The 16,032-nt window shown below is 62.6% G+C and carries 13 protein-coding genes; 8 read left to right on the top strand and 5 right to left on the bottom strand.

Annotated elements, in window-relative coordinates:
* Window positions 1-2: 2 nt before the first annotated feature.
* The 4 genes from AC07NR_RS10495 to AC07NR_RS10480 are packed head-to-tail and all read right to left on the bottom strand — an operon-like array spanning window position 3 to window position 4,580.
* Entirely contained in the window at window positions 3-818 is an 816-nt protein-coding gene (locus tag AC07NR_RS10495; RefSeq protein ID WP_248740337.1) for a class I SAM-dependent methyltransferase, read from the bottom strand.
* Window positions 812-1,726 carry a class I SAM-dependent methyltransferase gene (locus AC07NR_RS10490; RefSeq protein WP_248740336.1) on the bottom strand — a complete coding sequence of 305 codons (915 nt, stop codon included), beginning with the start codon at window positions 1,724-1,726 and terminating at the stop codon, window positions 812-814. Before AC07NR_RS10490 ends, AC07NR_RS10495 begins: the two co-directional genes overlap by 7 nt.
* Entirely contained in the window at window positions 1,723-3,027 is a 1,305-nt protein-coding gene (locus tag AC07NR_RS10485) for a glycosyltransferase (RefSeq protein WP_495078526.1), read from the bottom strand. The genes AC07NR_RS10490 and AC07NR_RS10485 overlap by 4 nt, the downstream gene beginning before the upstream one ends.
* The gene (locus tag AC07NR_RS10480; protein WP_495078525.1) at window positions 3,021-4,580 is read right to left on the bottom strand and encodes a glycosyltransferase; all 1,560 of its coding nucleotides are present in this window, start codon (window positions 4,578-4,580) and stop codon (window positions 3,021-3,023) included. Before AC07NR_RS10480 ends, AC07NR_RS10485 begins: the two co-directional genes overlap by 7 nt.
* A gap of 428 nt (window positions 4,581-5,008) precedes the next feature.
* Between AC07NR_RS10480 and AC07NR_RS10475 the strand changes: the two genes are divergently transcribed.
* From AC07NR_RS10475 to AC07NR_RS10440, 8 genes are read left to right on the top strand one after another with little or no spacing between them, the layout of a single operon-like run.
* A complete protein-coding gene (locus AC07NR_RS10475) occupies window positions 5,009-5,923 on the top strand; it encodes a GDP-mannose 4,6-dehydratase (protein WP_248740333.1) in 915 nt (304 codons plus the stop codon).
* On the top strand, window positions 5,920-6,891 hold the full coding sequence (gene gmd / locus AC07NR_RS10470; protein WP_085708757.1) for a GDP-mannose 4,6-dehydratase: 972 nt from the start codon (window positions 5,920-5,922) through the stop codon (window positions 6,889-6,891). Before AC07NR_RS10475 ends, gmd begins: the two co-directional genes overlap by 4 nt.
* Before the next feature lie 3 nt (window positions 6,892-6,894).
* Complete coding sequence (locus tag AC07NR_RS10465) at window positions 6,895-8,337, top strand: mannose-1-phosphate guanylyltransferase/mannose-6-phosphate isomerase (protein ID WP_134828579.1); 1,443 nt, start codon at window positions 6,895-6,897, stop codon at window positions 8,335-8,337.
* Window positions 8,338-9,135 (top strand): ABC transporter permease, encoded by a 798-nt coding sequence (locus AC07NR_RS10460; protein WP_248740332.1) that lies wholly within the window; start codon window positions 8,338-8,340, stop codon window positions 9,133-9,135. It begins immediately after the preceding gene.
* Entirely contained in the window at window positions 9,135-10,385 is a 1,251-nt protein-coding gene (locus tag AC07NR_RS10455; protein ID WP_248740331.1) for an ABC transporter ATP-binding protein, read from the top strand. Before AC07NR_RS10460 ends, AC07NR_RS10455 begins: the two co-directional genes overlap by 1 nt.
* Complete coding sequence (locus tag AC07NR_RS10450) at window positions 10,382-11,749, top strand: glycosyltransferase family 4 protein (RefSeq protein WP_495078524.1); 1,368 nt, start codon at window positions 10,382-10,384, stop codon at window positions 11,747-11,749. Before AC07NR_RS10455 ends, AC07NR_RS10450 begins: the two co-directional genes overlap by 4 nt.
* Window positions 11,733-12,863: a glycosyltransferase family 4 protein gene (locus AC07NR_RS10445; RefSeq protein WP_495078523.1), complete on the top strand. Its 1,131-nt coding sequence runs from the start codon at window positions 11,733-11,735 to the stop codon at window positions 12,861-12,863. The genes AC07NR_RS10450 and AC07NR_RS10445 overlap by 17 nt, the downstream gene beginning before the upstream one ends.
* Window positions 12,864-13,994, top strand: a complete 1,131-nt coding sequence (locus tag AC07NR_RS10440) for a glycosyltransferase family 4 protein (protein WP_495078522.1) — start codon at window positions 12,864-12,866, stop codon at window positions 13,992-13,994.
* 4 nt (window positions 13,995-13,998) lie between these two features.
* On the opposite strand, the gene AC07NR_RS10435 is transcribed toward AC07NR_RS10440, so the two are convergent.
* A complete protein-coding gene (locus AC07NR_RS10435) occupies window positions 13,999-16,023 on the bottom strand; it encodes a 2Fe-2S iron-sulfur cluster-binding protein (RefSeq protein WP_495078521.1) in 2,025 nt (674 codons plus the stop codon).
* Window positions 16,024-16,032 lie beyond the last annotated feature (9 nt).

The following is a 16,032-nucleotide window of genomic DNA, read 5'->3' as shown; positions in this document are numbered from 1 at the left end:
CTCTATGACTTACGGGCGATGATGACCTGACTTTTCGCCATGACGCTGTCCAGCGCATGTTTGATTTGAGTGCCGCGCGGCGAATTGAGCACAGCCTCCCAGGTCTTGGTCCATTGATTGAGCAACGGATGATCGGGGCTGCTCAGATCCACCTTGGCTTCCCAGAACAGCAACATCCACAGTGACCGATAAAAGCCGTACTGGCTGTGACTGACGATCTCCAGGCCCGCCTCGCTGACCATGGCTTTGAACTGGTCTTCGCTGATGATGCGAATGTGGTTGGGCTTTTCGAAATACTCAGGCATGGCGATGCCTTTCTGTACATCCTCGGAGCTTGGATGCGGCACGCTCAGCAGATACAGGGCGCCCGGCTGGCCAATCCTCACCAGTTCGGCGAGGAACTGTGCCGGATCGTCGACATGCTCAAGCACCTCGGTGGATACCACGCGGGTCGCGGTGCCATCGGCGATCGGCAGCGGATTGCCGTCGGTGACATGGTATTCGACGCTGCGCGCCGAGGTTTCGCTGAGCCGCTGGCGGGCGGCTTCGATCTTCGCCGCGTCAATGTCGGCGACGATAATCCGCGCCCCACGCATCCCGCAGAACTGCATGTTGCCGCCGTCGCCACAACCGACGTCGACCAGTGTGTCCTCGGGGCCTACCGTGAAGCCTTTGTACAGCTCGCCGGTGTCATGGTTGAACCAGCCGCTGAGCATGGCATCGCGCAAGCCGAGCTGGAACGTGTCGACCTCCTCGACCACTGGCGCGATAGGCTGTGCAGGCGTCGTCGCCGTGAGTTTCTTCAAAAGGCTCAACATGGGGTGGCTCCAGAAAGAGGTTCGGCGGTGGACGAAGCGGTTTGCAGCGGTTTGCGGGCGATGATCACCTGACTCTTTGGCATCAGTTGATCGAGCAATTGCTTGATCGCCGGCCCGTCGGGCAGCGCCAGCAGGTCTTGCCAGGTGCGCGCCCAACTTTCCATCAACGGCGGATACGGCGCCTGGATGCGGTCACGCACCGCGCCTTCCAGATCGCGACCGGCCGCCCGTTCGCTGGCCCAGAAGAAGATCATGCCCATCACCCAGAAGAATCCGTTGACCTGACGATGCTCGATCACCAGCCCGGCGTCCTCCACCAGCGCGGCAAACCGCTCGGGGGTGAAAATCTGCACATGATTGGGCGACTGGTAGTAACTGGCGGGGGCGATGCCTTTTTGCAGATGCTCGCCCACCGGGGCCGGGACACTCAGCAGGTACTGAGCACCGGGACGACCCATGCGCACCAGTTCGGCCATGAACGGTTCGGGTTCGTCGATATGCTCGAGCACTTCCATGCACACCACTTTGCTGGCGCAACCATCGGCCAGAGGCAATGGCAGGCTGTTGCTGACCAGGCCCAGATTCGTCCGGGTCGATTGCGCCTCGACCTGCCGGGCGAGTTCACGGACCTTGTCGAGCTCGCTGTCGGTGAAGATCACCGACGCCCCCTGACGCACCGCGAACAGGGTCGCCACACCTTCACCGCAACCGACATCGAGCAAGGTATCGTCCGCACCGATGGCGAACCCTTTTAGCAACTCGCCGCTGTCAGCGCGAAACCAGCCATCGAGGATCGCGTCGAGCAAGCCGATATCCCGCGGTGAACCACGTTCGCTGACAGGCTCAGGGGCAGGCACTGGCGCGGGTTGCGCCGCCGGGCGCAGGCGTCTGATCAATGCGCGGATCATGAGCCGGAAGCCTCGACCGCCGCCATTGCGCGATGCTCGAACAGTTGCGCGAGAAAGTCCCGCAAACGCTGCTCGGCCACGGCCTGACTGCAAAACCCTTGCAGGCTCAGGACGGCTTGCGCCGACATCTGCGCGTAACGCTGTGGCTGGTGTTTCGCCACCTCGTAGCTGTTGCGATAGGCGACGCAGACGGACGCCCAGTTGGTCATGTAGCGCAGCGTGCGGAACGCTTTGCGCGGATCGTGAGGCCACGCGGTGAGTTCATCGGTGGACTCGACCAGGAACGCATTGTCTTCGCTCAGGTAATCGATCATCGCCGTGGTGCGCGGCGCCACCGCCGGTTTGCCGCAAGACATGAACTCCATCAGCGGCAGGCACTGGCCTTCGCCGTAGGACGTGTTCACCACATAACGAGTGGCCTGCACCAGGCGCTCGTAGTCCGCATCCGCGAGGTAGCCGTAGATCAACACAATGCGGCAGCGGTAGGAGCGGTTTTTGTACAGGTGATGAAGGATGTCGCTGAGGGCTTCTTCGGCATCGTGGTGGGTGAGCTTGAGGACCAGCGTCGCGTCTTCGACCTCACGGAACGTCACGCAGAATGCACTGAGCATGTCTTCCCAGTTCTTGCGCCCGTCACCGGGGTTGAACACCGAGGTGTACACCACGCCGTCCAGCAACAGCTCCTGCTCGCGAACCGGCGCCTCGAAGTCGATGCCTTTGCCACGGCGCAGATGCTTCGGGCCGAAGGCGTCGAGATCGAGCTGGCGACTGTCGGCCACCAGCCCCTTGATCTTCAGGCGCACCGGCCCCGTCGAAAGCTGCCCTTGCAACTGGGCGCCCCGGGCGGCAAAGCGGTCCCACACCGGCGCCGGCACCGCGACAATCGGGTAGTCGGCGCCCATGGCCTCGCGCACCGCGTTGACCGTGTAGCTGGAATGGGTGATTGCCGCCCCGCAGGCTCTCAGCACCGTGCGCCAGTCATTGCGTGGTTCGCCGTCGAAAGGCTCGTTGGGGATGCTACTGAACTCCCAGGCGAACACCGGCAATGTCGGGCAAGCCAGATGAATCGGCGTTCGATGGGGCGGCGAGAACGACAGGAACACACACGGTTCGCCACGGGCCAGGCATTCCAGGTACAGCGCGTCGACTTCACGGGCCGGGTCCATCACTTCCACCACCCGCCCGAGACGCTCGAGCACCGGGCGGTATTCCTTGAGCACGAAGTAATAGCTGTACTCGGAACGGCCAAGGTTCTGCGCGATGGTGTGCTGGTTGGTTTCCGAATGAATGATGATCAGCATGGGGCGTTGTCCGTCACGGGGGCGTCATCGGCAGCCGCCGGCACCAGGCCGAAGAAGTCCGCCAGGCGCTGCTGTACCGGGGCGAAAGAGCAGTAGTCATGCATTCGCTCGACAGCGGCGACCGACATTCGGCGATAGTCCTGCGGCTGCGCCTTGGCCATACGGTAACTGTTCTCGTAAGCACTCTTGAGCGAGCCCCAGTCCGGCCGGTGACGCAGGGTGCGATAGATGATGCGGGTGTCCTGGGGCCAGATCGTCAGCTCTTCGCTGGACTTGACGACAAAGGCCACCGCGTCGTCGATGTAGTCCTCCATCGCCGTGTGATCCGGAGCAATCACCGGTTTGCCGCTGGACATGAACTCCATCAGCGGCAGGCACAGGCCTTCGCAACGTGACGCGTTGACGTAAAAACTGGCGGCCTGGTAGAGCCGCGCATATTGCGGATCGTCCAGATAGCCATGCATCACCAGCACCCGGCAGGCGAACGGTGTCAGTTGCGCGAGCAGGGTCATAAGTTCGCTGTAGTAGGACGCCAGATCGTTCTGGGTGATCTTCAACACCAGCGTCGCGTCAGACGTTTCTCGAAATGCCCAGCAGAACGCCGTGATCAGTTGATGCCAGTTCTTGCGGCCATCCTTGGGGTTGAACACAGTGACGTAGATCACGCCATCGACGGTGGTTTCCACCACTGTCGAAGTGTCCGGCAGTTCCAGCGGCGGTTCGTCCACCGCCACTTCATGGGGACCGGCAATGTTCGGCAGGTGCCGTTCGAGCCAGGCATGGACCTTGTCCGAAAACAGATCGCGAAAGCCTTCCCAGTAGCCGTGGTGCAGGTATTTCACGCGGGCCATGGGCTCGGGTTGATCGCTCGGATTCAACGCCCACAGACGCAGGTAATGGCGGGCGATGACCAGTCGGCGCTTGAGTGTCAGGGGTGGCGGGCGCCGTGCCTCGATATCGGCCAGTTGTTCGGCGGTCAGCGGTTTGGGCAGCAAGTCATCGGCACAGAGTCCCAGCATACGGCTGTCGAAAATGCAGCCCTTGATCGCCAGCGTGGTTCCGGGGTTGATCGGCGTGCTGACCTGTTGCTCACGAATGGCCGCGAAGTTTTCCCACAGCGGCGTCGGCAATACCAGGACCGGAAAGTCTTCGCCCATGGCCCGGCGGATCGCCCGGGCGGTGTGGCTCGACAACGTGATGACCCGTCCTTGCCGTGCGAGCATCTGTGTCCAGTCCTGACGCGGATCACCGTCCCACGACTCATCGGGGATGGAGTCGAACTCCCAGGCAATCACGCAGATCGTCGGGCATTCCAGATCGGTCGGGGTATTCTGCGGCGGGGTAAAGGACAGGAACACACTGCTTTCGCCGGCAGCGAGCAGCTGTCGATACAGTGGATCGACCTCGGCGCGAGTGGACACCACATGCACCCGGCCCAGACTTTCGAGCACCGGGCGATAGGCCTTGAGCACGAAGTAATAGCTGTATTCGGGACGCCCGAGACTCTGGCTGATGGAGCGGTCGTTGACGTCCGAGTAGAGAATGAAATTCATGGCATCCCACGGTGCGGCCACCATCCCGGCAGCCTCACGCTATGACGGCCAGGCATCGGATCGGGTCGGCATGGCCGACAATCATCCTGTGTCCCGAAGCACGTCGTCGTTCTTGTTTTAGTGGTCAGTTTCACCGTGCCGCGCTACCACTCCGGCAACGCTCGGCAAACCGCGACGAGGGGCATTCTAAACACATCCGTTCGGGATTCGTGAACCGCCCGGCGAGAAAAATCGGGCTACGCTGACGAGAACTGACCGGTCACGGTTTGGTCGGTTGAAATTGCCGCGCAATTGGCACAGATTGGCAGCCAAACAACTACAACAACGACTTCACCCGTCTTCCGACCGAAACTTACACACGGTCTGACAGACATTCCCCATTCAAGCCTGTGGGAAAAGGTGAGAGTTAAAGACCAAGGGGTCGCTGTTTGAAAAGAAGTCTGTTCATCACGGGTCTCAGCGGATTCGTGGGACAACATATCCAGTCGCGCCTGATGCTCGATGACTCGGCGTGGGAACTGCTGCCTGCCGCTTCACCTTATGACCTGACGGATCCGCAAAGCCTTGTCGACCTGTGGCCGCAATTGCCTGACGCCGTCATTCACCTGGCCGGCCAGACCTTCGTCCCCGAGGCGTTCCGCGATCCGGCCCGCACCTTCGACATCAATCTGCTCGGCACCCTGAATCTGTTGCAGGCGCTCAAGGCCAGAGGCTTCAAGGGCCCGTTCCTGTACGTCAGTTCCGGCGACGTGTACGGTCAGGTCGACGAATCCGCACTGCCGATCACCGAGCAACAGCCGCCCTGCCCGCGCAATCCCTACGCCGTGAGCAAACTGTCCGCCGAATTCCTCAGCCTGCAATGGGGCCTGAGCGAAAGCTGGCCAGTGCTGGTGGCGCGTCCGTTCAACCACATCGGTACCGGGCAGAAAGACAGCTTTGTGATCGCCAGCGCCGCACGGCAGATCAACCGCATCAAGCAAGGGCTGCAAGCGCCGCAGCTGGAAGTCGGCGACATCGATGTCACCCGGGACTTCCTCGACGTCGACGACGTGGTTTCGGCCTATTTCGCGCTGCTGGAAAAAGGCACGCCGGGACAGGTGTACAACATTTGCTCGGGCCATGAGCAAAGCATTCGCAGCCTCATCGAGCAGATGGGCGACCTGGCCGAGGTCGAGCTGCAACTGGTTCAGGATCCGGCGCGCATGCGCCGCGCGGATCAGCGTCGCGTCTGCGGCAGCCATCAACGGCTCGCCCGGACCACAGGATGGACGCCGCAAATCTCTATACAACAATCCCTGCGGGCGATCCTGTCCGACTGGGAGAAGCGAGTACGACAAGAATGACAAAAAGTGCATTGATCACAGGGATCACCGGCCAGGACGGCGCCTATCTGGCCAGACTGTTGCTCGACAAGGGCTACAAGGTTCACGGCCTGGTGGCGCGACGCAGCAGCGACTCGCGCTGGCGCCTGCGGGAAATGGGCGTTGAAGGCGACATCGTGTACCTGGACGGCGACATGGCCGACGCCTGCTCGGTGCAGCGCGCAGTCATCAAGTCGGCGCCGGACGAGGTGTATAACCTCGCCGCACAAAGCTTCGTCGCCGCGTCCTGGGATCAACCGGTGACCACCGGCATCGTCGATGGCCTGGGCGTGACTCACCTGCTTGAAGCCATCCGCCAGTTCAGCCCGCACACGCGCTTCTATCAGGCGTCCACCAGCGAAATGTTCGGTCTGATCCAGGCCGAGCAACAGGACGAGAACACCCCGTTCTACCCGCGCAGCCCTTACGGCGTGGCCAAACTCTATGGCCACTGGATCACCGTCAACTACCGCGAAAGCTTCAACCTGCACGCCAGCAGCGGCATCCTGTTCAACCATGAATCGCCACTGCGCGGCATCGAATTCGTGACCCGCAAGGTCACCGACGCCGCCGCCCGAATCAAGCAGGGCAAACAGCAGGAACTGGCCCTGGGCAACATCGACGCCAAGCGCGACTGGGGCTTTGCCGGCGATTACGTCGAAGCCATGTGGCTGATGCTGCAACAAGACAAGCCTGACGACTTCGTGGTCGCCACCGGCGTCACCACCACCGTGCGCGAGATGTGCCGCATCGCCTTCGATCACGTGGGTCTCAACTACCGCGACTACGTGAAGATCGACCCGGCATTCTTCCGCCCGGCCGAGGTCGAAGTGCTGCTCGGCAACCCGGCCAAGGCCCAGCGCGTACTCGGCTGGAAACCGAAGACCGACCTCGACACCCTGATCCGCATGATGATGGATGCGGACATGAAACGCGTCGCCAAGGAGTAGGCCATGCTGATCCCCGTGATTCTGTCCGGCGGTGCCGGTACGCGTTTGTGGCCGGTATCCCGCGAGGGCCATCCGAAGCCGTTCATGACCCTGCCCGACGGCCAGTCACTGCTGGGCAAGACCTATCGGCGCGCCGCCGGCCTGCTGGACGGCTGGGGCGACATCGTCACGGTGACCAACCGCGAGTACTACTTCCAGAGCAAGGATCACTATCAGGCCGCGCGACTGTCGCGGCATCGCGGGCACTTCCTGCTCGAGCCCACCGGGCGCAACACCGCGCCGGCCATCGCGGCAGCGGCCCTGTCGCTGCAAGCCCTGCACGGTGATGCAGCCATCATGGTGGTGATGCCCGCCGACCATTTGATCGTCGACGAAGACGCACTCAAGCGTGCGGTCGAACACGCGGTCAACCTGGCGAAGGATGGTTATCTGGTGACCTTCGGCGTGGTGCCGACCGCCCCGGAAACCGGCTTCGGCTACATCGAGACCGGCGCCCCGCTGGATGCAAAAGGCGCAGCCAAGGTGCAGCGCTTCGTGGAAAAACCCGACCTGCAAACCGCCACTCACTACCTGGAAAGCGGCAATTTCCTGTGGAATTCGGGGATGTTCTGTTTCTCCATTGCGACCCTGATCGCCGAATTGCAACTGCACGCCCCCGAGCTGCTGGAACAAACCCGCGCCTGCATGGCGGCGAGTGAGCCGCTGGAAACCACCGGTTACCTGCAACAGGAACTCTCTGCGGCGTTGTTCGCCGAAATCACCGACATTTCCATTGATTACGCACTGATGGAGCGCTCGGAAAAGGTCGCAGTCGTGCCTGCCGGTTTCGACTGGAGCGACATCGGTTCGTGGGGTGCGGTCGCCGCGCTGGTGCCGGCCGACGCCGACAACAACCGCGCCAGCGGCGAAGCGATCTTCATCGACAGCCGCAACAACTTCGTCCAGAGCGAAGGCCGGTTGGTGGCCGCCGTAGGTGTGGAAGACCTGATCGTGATCGACACCGCCGACGCGGTTCTCGTCGCGCACGCCGACCGCGCCCAGGATGTGCGGCGGGTCGCCAAGCAGCTCAAGGACAAATCCCACGAAGCCTATCGCCTGCACCGCACGGTCAGCCGTCCGTGGGGCACCTACACCGTGCTCGAGGAAGGCCCGCGCTTCAAGATCAAGCGCATCGTGGTCAAGCCCGGCGGCAAGCTGTCGTTGCAGATGCACCATCACCGCAATGAACACTGGGTGGTGGTCGAAGGCATGGCCAAGGTCACCAACAACGGCAGCGGCACGACCCTGGTGGCGAAGAACGAATCGACGTTCATCGCCGCCGGCCACAAGCATCGTCTGGAAAACCCCGGCGTGATCGATCTGGTGATCATCGAAGTGCAAAGCGGCGAATACCTGGGAGAGGACGACATCGTCCGCTTCGAAGACCAATACGGCAGGACGGTGTGAATGCTGCTTTCCCTGTACCGCTCGCTGCACGACTACCGGGGTTTCATCCTCGGTAGCGTCAAGCGGGAGTTTCAAGCGCGGTACCGCAATTCGCTGTTCGGCGCGCTGTGGACGGTACTCAACCCGCTGTCGATGATCATCGTCTACACCGTGATCTTTTCTCACATCATGCGTGCCCGTCTGCCCGGCGTGGACGACGGCATGGCCTACAGCGTCTACCTGTGCGCCGGGTTGCTGACCTGGGGCCTGTTCTCGGAAATCACCCTGCGCAGCCAGAACATGTTTCTGGAGAACGCCAACCTGCTGAAGAAGATCAGCTTCCCGCGCCTCTGCCTGCCGGTGATCGTGCTGCTCAACGCCGGGATCAATTTCGCGATCATCATCGGCCTGTTTCTCGGTTTCCTGCTGATCACCGGGCGCTGGCCGGGCATGGCGCTGTTGGCACTGGCGCCGCTGCTGGCGCTGCAAGTGCTGTTCTGCGCCGGGCTGGGCATGATCCTCGGCGTGCTCAACGTGTTCTTTCGCGATGTCGGGCAATTGTTCGCCATCTGCCTGCAATTCTGGTTCTGGCTGACGCCGATCGTGTACCCGCTGAGCATCCTGCCCGAGTGGGTGCAGCGCCTGCTGCAACTCAATCCGCTGACCAACCTGATCGGCAGTTACCAGAACCTGTTTCTCTACGGTCAATGGCCGGTGTGGAGCTCGCTGCTGCCGGTCTTCGTGATCGGCCTGCTGTTGTGCGTGATCGGACTGCGCCTGTTCCGCCGGCGGGTCGGCGAAATGGTGGATGAACTCTGATGGGGCACATACGCGTCACAGGCCTGGGCAAGGCCTATAAGCAGTACCCCACCCGCTGGAGTCGCCTGGCCGAATGGCTGATCCCGTTTTCGAAAGAGCGTCATCGCCAGCACTGGGTGCTGCAGGATGTGAATTTCGAGATCGCTCCCGGTGAAGCGGTGGGCATCGTCGGGGTCAACGGCGCCGGCAAAAGCACCCTGCTGAAAATGATCACCGGCACCACCCAGCCAACCTGCGGCCAGATTCAGCTGCAAGGCCGGGTCGCGGCACTGCTGGAGCTGGGCATGGGCTTCCACCCGGACTTCACCGGCCGGCAGAACGCCGTGATGGCCGGGCAACTGCTGGGCATGCAGGTCGAAGAGATCGAAACCCTGATGCCGGACATCGAACGCTTCGCGGAAATCGGCGAGGCCATCGATCACCCGGTGCGCACCTATTCCAGCGGCATGCAGATGCGCCTGGCCTTCAGTGTCGCCACCGCGCGCCGCCCGGACATCCTGATCGTCGACGAAGCGCTGTCGGTGGGCGATTCGTATTTCCAGCACAAGAGCTTCGACCGCATCCGCAGCTTCCGCAAGGCCGGCACCACGCTGCTGATCGTGTCCCACGACCGCTCGGCGATCCAGTCGATCTGCGACTCGGCGATCCTGCTCGAAGGTGGCCACATGGCCATGCACGACAAGCCCGAAGCGGTCATGGATTACTACAACGCCCTGCTCGCCGAGCGCGAAGGCCAGACGGTGCGCCAGGAAACACTGCCCGGCGGCCAGGTACAGACCGTGTCCGGCACCGGCGAGGCCGGCATTCTCAGCGTGCGCCTGCTCGATGAGCACGAGCGCTCCATCGACGCCGCCGAAGTCGGCCAGGCGGTGGTGCTGGAGGTGCAGGTCGAAGTCCGTCAGGACATCGAACGGCTGGTGCTGGGCTTCATGATCAAGGATCGTCTCGGGCAGGCCATGTACGGGATCAACACCCATCGCCAGAACCAGGCCCTGGAAGACCTGCATGCAGGCGAGCGCATTACCTACCGCTTTGCTTTCGTGATGGGGTTGGGCAAGGGCAACTACTCTATAGCCCTGAGCCTCTCACGGCTGGACTCGCATCTGGACCGCAATTTCGAATGGCGCGACTACGGGCTGGTGTTCCATGTGATCAATAACCGTCAGGAAGATTTCGTCGGCTGCTCGTGGCTCGGAGCCAGAACATCGATCACCCGGCGCACTGAAGCCCTCGCGGAGCGTGCGCCATGACTCGCCTGCTGGTCGAATGCACCCACGTGTTCCGGCACCCGAAAGTCAATTCGGGGATTCAGCGGGTGGTACGCAATGTCATCAAACAATTGCCGCCGAGCGCGGAAGGTGTCGAGTGTGTGCCGGTGGTCCTGCTCAAGGGCAAGCTGTACCGCGTGACGCGCCTGGCGCCACTGGACTCGCCGCTGTTCAACGCCATCGTCACGTTCGGCGAGCGCCTGGAACGCCTGGCCCATCGTTTCTGGCAACTGCATCAGCGCCTCGACGGCCGTTGCCGGAGCATACTGACACGACGTGCTCTATATGTCGGCTATCGTCTGGCTTCGTTCGGTCTGTTCGGCATCCCGCTGCGGCTGGTCGAGCAGGTCAACCGCTATCAGTTGCCCCAGCGCTGCGAGCCTTTGCAACATCGGCCGGGCGATCAACTGGTGCTGCTCGATTCCTCCTGGCACTCGGACTTTTTCCTGCACGCCGAACGGCTCAAACGCGAAGGCGTGGGCATCGTCGCAGTGATCTACGACCTGATTCCCCTGACCCACCCGCAGTTTTACGACACGCGGCTGGTGCAGGTTTTCAGTGAATGGTTCGACTGGATCACCCGCACCGCCGACGGCTATCTGGCTATTTCCGCCACGGTACGTGATCAGGTACGTGAGGAGGTGCAGCACCGTCTCGGTTCGGCACAGGTCGAGAAACGCTGGTTCGACTACTTCCACCTCGGGTCGGAACTTGATCTGCAGACCATCAACGCCGCGGTCGAGCCGCGTCTGGAACGCTTGTTCGCAACGCCAGAGCCGGTGTTCCTGATGGTCAGCACCATCGAACCGCGCAAGAACCACGACTACCTGCTGGATGCGTTCGAGCGCGCCTGGGCGGCCGGTTCGAACGCACGCCTGTGCATCGCCGGACGCATCGGCTGGAAGTGCGACGCCCTGCTCGCCCGGGTGCGCAACCATGCCGAACTGAACCGGCGCCTGTTCATGTTCAACGACCTGAGCGACACCAGCCTGGAATACGCCTATGCCCATTCCAGCGCCTTGGTGTTCCCGTCCTTCGTCGAAGGCTTCGGTCTGCCGCTGGTGGAGGCCATGCAGCGCGGATTGCCGGCCATGGGCAGCGACATTGCGGTGTTCCGTGAGATCGGCGGTGAGTTCATGGCCTATTTCGATTTGCACGATCCGCAACAGCTCGCCGAGCTGGTCATGGCCTTCGAGCGCAGCGGCCAATTCCCTGCCGCCCGCGATGTGACCGACTGGCAATGGATTGGCTGGCGCGAAGCCAGTCAGCAACTGGCCGAACGCACCGCACGCCATGTGCTGCAAGCGCCTGCGACGCAAGCGAGGTCCCATGCGCATAGCCCTTAACGCAAGGATTCTCCAGGCGCCACGCACCGGGATCGGCCATTACGTCGCCGAACTGGTGAACGCCTTGCACGCCGAGACCGATATCGACGTGGCGCTGTTCCACGGCTGGGGCTGGAGTTCGCAACTGCCGGAAGCGGCAATGCCCGGTTACTCGCGCCTGACTCCGATGCTGCGCAAGATCCCCGGTGCCTATCAGGCACGCCGCTGGCTGGAGCAGAAACGCTTCGATCAGGGCCGCGCGTCCGACATCGACCTGTACCACGAACCGAGCCTGTGGCCACTGGCCTTCGACGGCCCGACCGTGATCACCCTGCACGACCTGACGCACCTGCATTTCCCGGACACCCAACCGCAGGCTCGGCTCAGGGAAATCGAGCGGCGACTGGCCGACGGCCTCCAGCAGGCGCGGGTTATTCTGACCGACTCGCAAGCCATCGCCGACGAAGCCCAACGCTGTTTCGGGCTGCCCGCCGAGCGTTTCGTGGTGGCGCCCCTGGGTGTCGCCGAGCGCTTTCATCCGCGCGAGCCGCAAGCCATCGACGCCGTACTCAAGGCCCATGCCGTGGAGGCTCGTGAATATTTCCTGTGTGTCGGCACGCTGGAGCCGCGCAAGAACCTGAACCTGGCCCTGCGCGCCCACGCGCTATTGCCGGAAACCGTGCGCCAGCGCTTCCCGCTGCTGATCGTCGGCATGGCCGGCTGGCAGCGCGAACAGTTCAGTGAGGAATTGCGTCAGGCCCTGGCCAGCGGTCATGTGTGCCTGCTCGGCTATTTGCCGGATGAACAGGTGGCGCAATTGCTGGCCGGCGCCCGGGCGCTGGTTTTTCCCTCGTTGTATGAAGGTTTTGGCCTGCCGGTGCTGGAAGCGATGGCCAGTGGCACGCCGGTGGTGGTCACTCGCTCATCGGCAATGCCGGAAGTGGCGGGGGCTGCCGGAAACTATATTGAAGCTGACGATGCGGACGGTTTGCGCGATGCGCTGAGCCGCCTGATCGACGATCAAGCGCATTGGCAGGCATGCCGGGAAGCCGGATTGCAGCAGGCACGGCTTTTTTCCTGGAAGCGTTGCGCGCAGGCCACGGCCGGCGCCTACCGCCAGGCTTTGGGAGGTTGAATGCGAGTTCTTCATTTTTTCAAGACGTACCTGCCTGACTCGGTCGGTGGCATCGAGCAAGTAATCTTCCAGCTCTGCGAAAGCGGCGCCCAGCACGGTATCGAAGGCCAGGTGCTGACCCTCAGCGCCAATCCCGAGCCGGCAGTGCTGCAACTGGGCCAGCACGAAGTGCATCGCGCCAGGCTCGACATTCAGTTCGCCTCCACCGGTTTTTCCTGGAGCGTGTTCAAGCAGTTTCGCGAACTGGCGGCCGAAGCCGACGTGATCAACTATCACTTCCCGTGGCCGTTCATGGACCTGGTGCATTTCGCCAGCGGCATGAACAAACCGAGTGTGGTGACCTACCACTCGGACATCATTCGCCAGAAGAACCTGCTCAAGCTCTACCGCCCGCTGATGAACCGCTTCCTCGCCAGCGCCGACCGGATTGTCGCGGCCTCGCCGAATTACCTGCACACCAGCGATGTGTTGCAGCAGTTCCAGGACAAGACCCGCGTCATCCCCTACGGTCTGAACAAGGCCGGTTATCCACAGCCCGACGTCGAGCGCATGAACCGCTGGCGCCAGCAGCTTGGGGATAAGTTTTTCCTGTTCGTCGGGGTGATGCGCTACTACAAGGGCCTGCACATCCTGCTCGAAGCCTTGAAAGACGTGGACTACCCGGTGGTGATCGTCGGCGCCGGCCCGCTGGAACAGGAACTGCACGCCCAGGCCGCGGCGCTGGGGCTGCGCAACATTCATTTCCTTGGGCGGGTGAGCGATGAAGACAAGGTCGCCCTGCTGCAACTGAGCTACGCCATCGTCTTCCCGTCGCACCTGCGCTCGGAAGCGTTTGGCATTTCGCTGCTGGAAGGTGCGATGTACGGCAAGCCGATGATCTCCAGCGAGATCGGCACCGGCACCAGCTACATCAATATCCACAACGAAACCGGGCTGGTGGTGCCGCCGAGTCATCCACAGGCGTTTCGTGAAGCGATGCGCACCCTGTGGGAAAACCCGACCCGCGCCGCCGAAATGGGCATCAAGGCTGAAGCCCGTTACCGGCAGTTATTCACAGCCGACGAAATGGGCCGCAAGTGGACCGAGCTGTATCAGGAACTGCTGGAGGAAAAGGCGCTGTCCTACGCCTGATCCTCTACAGGTCCAGCACCAGCGGCTGCGCACTTTGCGCCGGCACCGCGCAGCAGATCAGCACCTGCCCTTCCTCCGGCACTTCGGCCGGGGGCTGTGGATAATTCACCGCGCCGCTGATCAGCCGCGTCTTGCAGGTACCGCATGAACCTCCGCGACAGCTGAACTCGGGGCGCAGGCCACGGCTCTCGGCCAGTTCCAGCAGACTGCCGCCCTCGGGCTGCCACCGTGCTTCCTTGGCCGAACGTTCGAAGACAACCGGCACCGACGTGGTGGCGGCCGGCAATTGTTCGATCACGATGGCGTCCGGATCGGCCTGGCGCTTGAGGGTCGAGGGGCCAAAGGTTTCGGCGTGGATCTGGTCGTCGCGCACGTCCAGTTCACGCAGGCTGTCGTAAAGACCCTGGGTAAAAGCGCCGGGGCCGCAGAGCACAAAGTCGATCTGATCAAATTCGTCGATAAGGTTCCTCAACAAGGCACCGTCGATGCGCCCGTGGAGGTCGTAATCCTCGCCTTCCACCAGATCGGGCTCGGGCTGGCTGAGCAGGCGCAATACCCGCACCGCATCACCGGCATCCTCCAACAGGCGATCCAGCTCCGCGCGAAACGGCTGGTCGGCAAGGCTGCGGGAACTCTGGATCAGCCAGGTCGGACGAATCCGCCGGGTGCGCAGGCCCTGATACACCACCTCTCGCAGCATCGACAGCAACGGCGTGATCCCGACCCCGGCCGCCAGCAGCACCAAGGGCCGGCGCTCCAGCGGCGCGACGGTGAAATGCCCTTGGGGCGAGCGCGCCTCCAGTACATCACCGACGCGCACCTGATCGTGCAGGTGCGTCGATATCCGCCCTTCACGCTTCACGCTGACCCGGAAGAAGTCGTCCGACGGCGCACCCGACAGACTGTAAGTGCGGATGAACACCTCACCATCGAGATTGAAGCGCAACGGCAGATGCTGCCCGGCCTGGAACACCGGCAAACCGGCCCCGTCCACGGGTTCGAGGTAGAACGAACGAATGTGCCGGCTCTGCGCTTCAATCCGCGTCACCCGCAGCGGCCGCCAGCTGTCACCCAGAGCCTGGGCCTGCAAACGCGCGTCGGCCTGAGCCCAGGTTCCGGTCAACAGACTGGTCGGCGACATGCCGTCGAAGCGCCAGCGCAGGGCCAATGCACCTGGACGCCTCACCACTTTTTCCACCTCGAACGTCCACAACCGCTCGGCGCCCTGGAAGGCTGCGATTTGCGGTCCTTCAAGAATGACCTCGGTGCGGCCGCTGAGCTGCAGCACGTCGCCTGTGGAAAAGTCGATGAACAGCAAACCGGCCCGAGGATTGAGCAGCAGGTTGCCGAGGGTGTTGAAGTGCAGGTTGCCGGCAAAGTCCGGGATAGTCAGGCGATTGCCTTCCACCCGCACGAAACCGGCCTGGCCGCCACGGTGGGAAATATCCACCGAACGCTCGCCGTCGACATCGACGTAACTGGCGACGAAGAAGGTGTCGGCCGTTTCGATCAGCGCGACCGCCGCGTCATCAAGCCCATCGAAATGTTCGGCGCGCCGGGTCTGTGGATCCGTCAGCGGCACACGCTGGAACTGGCGCAACTGAATGTACTGCGGGCAATTGCCGAAGGACTGATCGACCGTCAAATCGAAACCGCTCGCGCCAAGATTGCCGATGCGGCCATTGAGGCGATTGCGCCGACGGGTGTGCAACTCGATGCCGAGCAGACCGATAGCCGCGCCGTCCTGCAACTGCGCCGGGTCATCGGTGGCGGGCAGGCTGTCGAAGTGCAATTGCGTCGGCTCGGGAGAGTGCGCGAAACCCGGCTCGCCCTCCAATATGCTGGCCCACGGACGGCCATCGGCATCCACCGCGCCGAACAGCATGAACGGCAATTGCTGATAGAACTGACGATGCTGATCCGGCATCCAGGTGCGAATCACCTTGCGACCGAATTCCTCCATGCGCTCGGCAACACCGACCTGCGCTTGCAGTTGCCGCTCGCCGGCGTGCCAGGGTGAACGTTCCATGACGACCTC

Source organism: Pseudomonas sp. GW821-FHT09C09 (genome assembly GCF_059418105.1).
This window is presented reverse-complemented; position numbering and strand designations above follow the sequence as displayed.

Bases quoted from the DNA above. Each gene is read 5' to 3' on its own strand.
- AC07NR_RS10495 (WP_248740337.1), bottom strand. From the start codon at position 818: ATGTTGAGCCTTTTGAAGAAACTCACGGCGACGACGCCTGCACAGCCT.
- AC07NR_RS10490 (WP_248740336.1), bottom strand. From the start codon at position 1,726: ATGATCCGCGCATTGATCAGACGCCTGCGCCCGGCGGCGCAACCCGCG.
- AC07NR_RS10485 (WP_495078526.1), bottom strand. From the start codon at position 3,027: ATGCTGATCATCATTCATTCGGAAACCAACCAGCACACCATCGCGCAG.
- AC07NR_RS10480 (WP_495078525.1), bottom strand. From the start codon at position 4,580: ATGAATTTCATTCTCTACTCGGACGTCAACGACCGCTCCATCAGCCAG.
- gmd (WP_085708757.1), top strand. From the start codon at position 5,920: ATGACAAAAAGTGCATTGATCACAGGGATCACCGGCCAGGACGGCGCC.
- AC07NR_RS10465 (WP_134828579.1), top strand. From the start codon at position 6,895: ATGCTGATCCCCGTGATTCTGTCCGGCGGTGCCGGTACGCGTTTGTGG.
- AC07NR_RS10460 (WP_248740332.1), top strand. From the start codon at position 8,338: ATGCTGCTTTCCCTGTACCGCTCGCTGCACGACTACCGGGGTTTCATC.
- AC07NR_RS10455 (WP_248740331.1), top strand. From the start codon at position 9,135: ATGGGGCACATACGCGTCACAGGCCTGGGCAAGGCCTATAAGCAGTAC.
- AC07NR_RS10450 (WP_495078524.1), top strand. From the start codon at position 10,382: ATGACTCGCCTGCTGGTCGAATGCACCCACGTGTTCCGGCACCCGAAA.
- AC07NR_RS10445 (WP_495078523.1), top strand. From the start codon at position 11,733: ATGCGCATAGCCCTTAACGCAAGGATTCTCCAGGCGCCACGCACCGGG.
- AC07NR_RS10440 (WP_495078522.1), top strand. From the start codon at position 12,864: ATGCGAGTTCTTCATTTTTTCAAGACGTACCTGCCTGACTCGGTCGGT.
- AC07NR_RS10435 (WP_495078521.1), bottom strand. From the start codon at position 16,023: ATGGAACGTTCACCCTGGCACGCCGGCGAGCGGCAACTGCAAGCGCAG.